4 protein-coding genes are annotated in these 5,030 nt (G+C 63.4%); 3 read left to right on the top strand and 1 reads right to left on the bottom strand.

Going from position 1 to position 5,030, the window contains the following annotated elements; all coding sequences use genetic code 11:
- Nucleotides 1-1,224 (bottom strand): DNA-directed RNA polymerase subunit beta (locus tag JW929_04365; GenBank protein MBN1438624.1); only part of this gene is annotated, 1,224 nt, incomplete at its 3' end.
- A 454-nt stretch (nt 1,225-1,678) separates the two neighbouring features.
- Between JW929_04365 and rpsL the strand changes: the two genes are divergently transcribed.
- The 3 genes from rpsL to fusA all read left to right on the top strand — a co-directional run bounded on the left by rpsL (nt 1,679) and on the right by fusA (nt 4,885).
- The gene (gene rpsL / locus JW929_04360) at nt 1,679-2,110 is read left to right on the top strand and encodes a 30S ribosomal protein S12 (protein MBN1438623.1); all 432 of its coding nucleotides are present in this window, start codon (nt 1,679-1,681) and stop codon (nt 2,108-2,110) included.
- Nucleotides 2,111-2,192: 82 nt separating this feature from the next.
- Complete coding sequence (rpsG, locus tag JW929_04355; GenBank protein ID MBN1438622.1) at nt 2,193-2,663, top strand: 30S ribosomal protein S7; 471 nt, start codon at nt 2,193-2,195, stop codon at nt 2,661-2,663.
- A 146-nt stretch (nt 2,664-2,809) separates the two neighbouring features.
- On the top strand, nt 2,810-4,885 hold the full coding sequence (fusA, locus tag JW929_04350) for an elongation factor G (protein ID MBN1438621.1): 2,076 nt from the start codon (nt 2,810-2,812) through the stop codon (nt 4,883-4,885).
- Nucleotides 4,886-5,030 lie beyond the last annotated feature (145 nt).

Below are 5,030 nucleotides of genomic sequence, written 5' to 3'. Positions count from 1 at the left end.
GCCGAAGAACTCGCGCACCGCGGCGACGATCGGCCGGATGTTGATCAGGTTCATCGGCGAGAAGGATTCCTGGTCGCGGATCGACATCCGCTCGCGGACCACGCGCTCGGTGCGGCGCAGGCCGATGCGCATCTTGTTCTGGATCAGCTCGCCCACGGTCTTGACCCGGCGGTTGCCGAGATGGTCGATGTCGTCCGGGCTCTCCAGCCCGTTGTTGATCAGGATCAACCGCTCGATCAGCTTGATCACGTCCCACGGCGTGACGGTGCGGTGGCTGAGCGGGATGCGGGCGTGCAAGTCCAGCTTCTGGTTCAGCTTATAGCGGCCGACCCGTTCCAGGTCGTACCGCCGCTGGTCGAAAAGCTGTTCCTGGAGGTACTGGCGGGCGTTGTCGAGCGTCGAAGGATCGCCCGGGCGCATCCGCTTGTAGAATTCGATCAGCGCCTCCTGGGCCAGGGTCCGCTTTTCGCGCTTTTCCCAGGTCGGCTCCTGTTTAATGGTGTTGGCGAGGAACGGGCGCGCGGGATTGGTGTCGGATTCCTGGAATAGCGCCTGGATTTCCTGATCCGAGCCTTCCTGCAGCGGCCAATCCGGCTTGTCGGCGCTCAGCGCCGCCAGCGCCCGCAGGAGCATGGTCACCGGCACCGTGCGTTTGCGGTTGAAGCGGATGATCAGGTAATCGCTTTTGCGGGTCTCGAATTCCATCCACGCCCCGCGGTCGGGGATCAGCTTGGCCGAGGCGAGCAGCCGGCCCGTGGCGCGGTCCTCCTCGGCTTCGAAATAAACCCCCGGCGAACGGATCAATTGCGACACCACCACCCGTTCGCTGCCGTTGATGATGAAGGTGCCTTTTTCGGTCATCAGCGGCATGTCGCCGAGGAAGATGTCCTGCTTGATCGGCTCGGGGACTTCCGCCCCGATCAGCAGAACGGAAACGTACAGCGGGGCGGCGTAGGTGATGTCGCGCTCGAGGCATTCTTCGATGGAGTATTTGGGTTCCTCGAACCAGTACTTCAGGTTCCACTGCTTGGCTTCCGGGCTTTGGCCGGGGAAATAGAGCCGCATCCCTTTGTTGAAGGATTCGATCGGGGAGATTTCGTCGAACAGCTCCGCCAGCCCTTCCTTCTTAAACCATTCGAAGGAATCCAGTTGGACTTCGATCAGGGTCGGCAGGGTGTGAATGTCGGGTATTCGCGCATAGGATTTTCGTCCGCTAAGAGCCATGGTTGCGATCTCCCGGTGCCCGCTGGAACATGGGGCTTCCCTCTCGTCGAGGGAGGCGGATTTTGCCACTCCAAGCCTTAAGAGGATGAGCAGAGGTTTTTGGGCGAAAAGGTATTATAAGTCTGAAGAGGGGGCAAGTCAAGAGGTATCCTTTACGCCTTCGAAATACTCCCCAAAAAAAGCCAATTCCGGATTTCCGGCCGGGGTAGAAGGGGGCGTGGGTTTCCGACGATTGCCCTACGGAAGCTTGACTCCCATTTTTTGGCATGGTAGAATTGCCGCCCGTTGCCCTAAGGATCATCAGGGCGAGGCGGAAAAAGCGCCTCACGCCCGAATCGCATAAACGCCAGCGTGGGGCGAGGCCATCGCGTTTGTCGGATGGCCTCCCCTACTGCCAGGGCAGGGTGAAATCAATCCGTTTTCGGTCCGGGTTCGCATTTTCGGGAGGTTCGACGTGCCGACAATCAATCAATTGGTCCGCAAAGGCCGGACCTGGAAGAAGGGGAAGAGCAAAGCGCCGGCGTTGCTCTACACGCTAAACGCCCGCAAGCAGCGCAGGTTCCGCCAGCCGCGCGGCGCGCCGCAGAAGCGCGGCGTGTGCACGGTCGTCCGCACCATGACGCCGAAGAAGCCCAATTCGGCCCTGCGCAAGATCGCCCGCGTGCGGCTGACCAACGGCATCGAAGTCACCGCCTACATCCCCGGCGAGGGCCATGCGCTGCAGGAGCACTCGGTGGTGCTGGTCCGCGGCGGACGGGTCAAGGACCTCCCGGGCGTTCGCTACCACATCGTCCGCGGCACGCTGGATACGACCGGCGTGGACGCCCGCCGTCAGGGCCGTTCCAAATACGGCAACAAGCGGCCAAAGGAAGCCCAAAAGGAGTAAGCCGTTTTCCCTCCCTGCCCTTGCCCCGTTTGCCATGCAGACGGAGGAAGGGCAGGGAGGAAAAACGTCGGGAGTCATTTGCATGTCGAGAAGAGTCCGCAAAGAACCGCGCCCGGTACCCCCGGATGTCCGCTACAACAGCGTGAAGGTCAACCGCTTCATTCACCAGGTGATGCACAAGGGCAAGAAGAGTACGGCGGTTTCGATCGTCTACGACGCCTTCGACCTGGTGCAGGAGCGCACCCAGAAGGATCCGCTCGAAGTCTTCGAGCAGGCGTTGCACAACGTCGGGCCGCAGATCGAAGTCAAACCGCGGCGGGTCGGCGGCGCCACCTACCAGGTGCCGATCGAAGTCGAAGCCGACCGGCGGGATTCGCTTGCGGTGCGCTGGATTCTGGCCGCCAGCCGCTCCCGGGGCGGAAAATCGATGACCGAGCGGCTGGCCGGCGAACTGCTTGACGCGGCCAACAACACCGGATCGGCCGTCAAGAAGCGCGAAGAAGTGCACAAGATGGCCGAGGCCAACCGCGCCTACGCTCACTACCGGTGGTAGCTCCGGCCGATGGCGCGCCGGAATGACGGCGGCCGTTACAAATCGAAGATGAGGTTCTTGGCGGGAAGCCTGGTGATCGGCCTGGCCCCGTAAGGCCAGGTCGAAGAGCAGGATTACGCACACCAGGACGGATTGAGGAAGGCATTATGGAACGCCAGGTCCCGCTGGAGCGATACCGCAATATCGGCATCATCGCGCACATCGATGCCGGCAAAACCACCACCACCGAACGCGTGTTGTTCTATACCGGCAAGACGCACCGGCTGGGGTCGGTGGACGACGGCACGACCGTCACCGACTGGATGGATCAGGAGCGCGAGCGCGGCATCACCATCGTCGCCGCCGCGGTCAGCGCCGAGTGGAAGGGCTACACCCTTAACATCATCGATACGCCCGGGCACATCGATTTCACGGCCGAGGTCCAACGCTCCCTGCGGGTGCTCGACGGCGGGGTGGTGGTCTTCGACGCCGTGCAGGGCGTCGAGCCGCAGAGCGAAACCGTCTGGCGCCAGGCCGACCGCTACGGCGTGCCGCGGATGTGCTTCATTAATAAGATGGACCGGACCGGCGCCTCGTTCGACCGCAGCGTGGAAAGCATCCGCGCCCGGCTGGGAGCCAACCCGATCCCACTGCAGATCCCGATCGGCGAGGAAGCCTCCTTCCGCGGCGTGGTCGACCTGATGGCCAAACAGGCCGTGCTGTGGACGGACAAGACCGGGGAAGACGCCGCAGTGGTGGAGATTCCGCCCGAATTCCAGGCCGAGGCCGAAACCCGGCGGGCCCGGATGGTGGAGCAGATCGCCGAACTCGACGAAGCGCTGACCCTGAAATATTTGGAGGGCCAGGCGATCTCGGTCGAGGAGCTCAAGACGGTTCTGCGGCGCGAGACCATCCAGGGCAAAGCCGCGCCGGTCCTATGCGGTTCGGCCTTGCGCAACAAGGGCGTCCAGCTGATGCTCGACGCGGTGGTGGATTACCTGCCCTCCCCGCTCGACATTCCGGCGGTGCGCGGGACTCACACCCACACCGGCGAGGAGCAGACCCGGCCGGTGGACGAAAACGCGCCCCTCAGCGCGCTGGTCTTTAAAATCGTCTCCGATCCGTACGTCGGACGCCTGGCGTATTTCCGAGTTTATTCCGGAAAACTCAAGCAGGGCGCGACCGTGCTGAATTCGGGGCGCGGCAAACGCGAACGAATCGGCCGGCTGATCCGCATGTATGCGGACCGGCGCGAAGAGATCGGCGAAGTGCTGGCGGGCGACATCGCGGCGGTGCTCGGAATGAAGGAAACCTTCACCGGCGATACGCTCAGCGACCTTTCCAATCCGATTCAGCTGGAGACCATCTCCTTCCCGGAGCCGGTGATCTCGGTGGCGATCGAGCCGAAAAGCACGGCCGATCAGGACAAGCTCTCCCAGGCGCTGCACAAGCTGGCCGAGGAGGATCCCACCTTCCGGGTGCGGACCGACGAGAACACCGGACAGACGGTGATCTCGGGGATGGGCGAACTGCACCTCGACGTGCTGGTCGAGCGGATGCGGCGCGAGTTCAACGTTCACGCCACCGTCGGCCGCCCGCGGGTCGCCTACCGCGAATCGATCACCCGCGCGGTGCCGAAGCTGGAATACCGCTACATCAAGCAGTCCGGCGGGCGCGGCCAGTACGGCCACGTGGTGTTCGCCCTCGAACCCGGCGAAGCCGGTTCGGGGGTGGTCTTCGAGAACAAAATCGTCGGCGGGGCGATCCCCAAGGAATTCATCCCCGCCGTGGAGAAGGGCGTCAAGGAAGCCGCGGAGGCCGGCGTGCTGGCCGGGTATCCGGTGGTGGACGTCAAGGTCACCCTGTACGACGGCTCCTTCCACGAGGTGGATTCGAACGAGATGTCCTTCAAGATGGCCGCGACCTTCGCCTTCCGCGAGGGCGTCCAGAAGGGCGGAGCGGTGCTCCTCGAACCGGTGATGAAGGTAGAAGTGGTCTCGCCGGAGGAATACCTGGGCGACGTGATGGGCAACCTGTCCGGCCGGCGCGCGGCCATCGGCGGGGTGGAAGCCCGGCCGGGAAACGTCCAAGCGGTGCAGGCGATGGTGCCGCTGGCGGAAATGTTCGGATACGCCACCGAGTTGCGATCGTCGACCCAGGGCCGGGGCGTGTTCACGATGGAATTCGATCATTACCAGGCGCTGGCCGAGGCGCAGGCCCAGGCGGCGCTGGGAAAAGGGTGAGCGGGGGTCGTTGTTCCGCTCCGTCGGCGCTTTCACGCTGTAGTCGCAAGGGAGAATTCACATGGCCAAGGAAAAATTCGTTCGCAGCAAGCCGCACCTGAACGTGGGGACGATGGGGCACATCGACCACGGGAAGACGACGCTG

It is taken from the genome of Anaerolineales bacterium (assembly GCA_016928575.1).
Lineage (GTDB): Bacteria > Chloroflexota > Anaerolineae > Anaerolineales > RBG-16-64-43 > JAFGKK01.
This window is presented reverse-complemented; position numbering and strand designations above follow the sequence as displayed.

What these genes read in the sequence shown, in the direction of transcription:
- rpsG (MBN1438622.1), top strand. Translation starts at nt 2,193, where the DNA reads ATGTCGAGAAGAGTCCGCAAAGAACCGCGCCCGGTACCCCCGGATGTC.
- fusA (MBN1438621.1), top strand. Translation starts at nt 2,810, where the DNA reads ATGGAACGCCAGGTCCCGCTGGAGCGATACCGCAATATCGGCATCATC.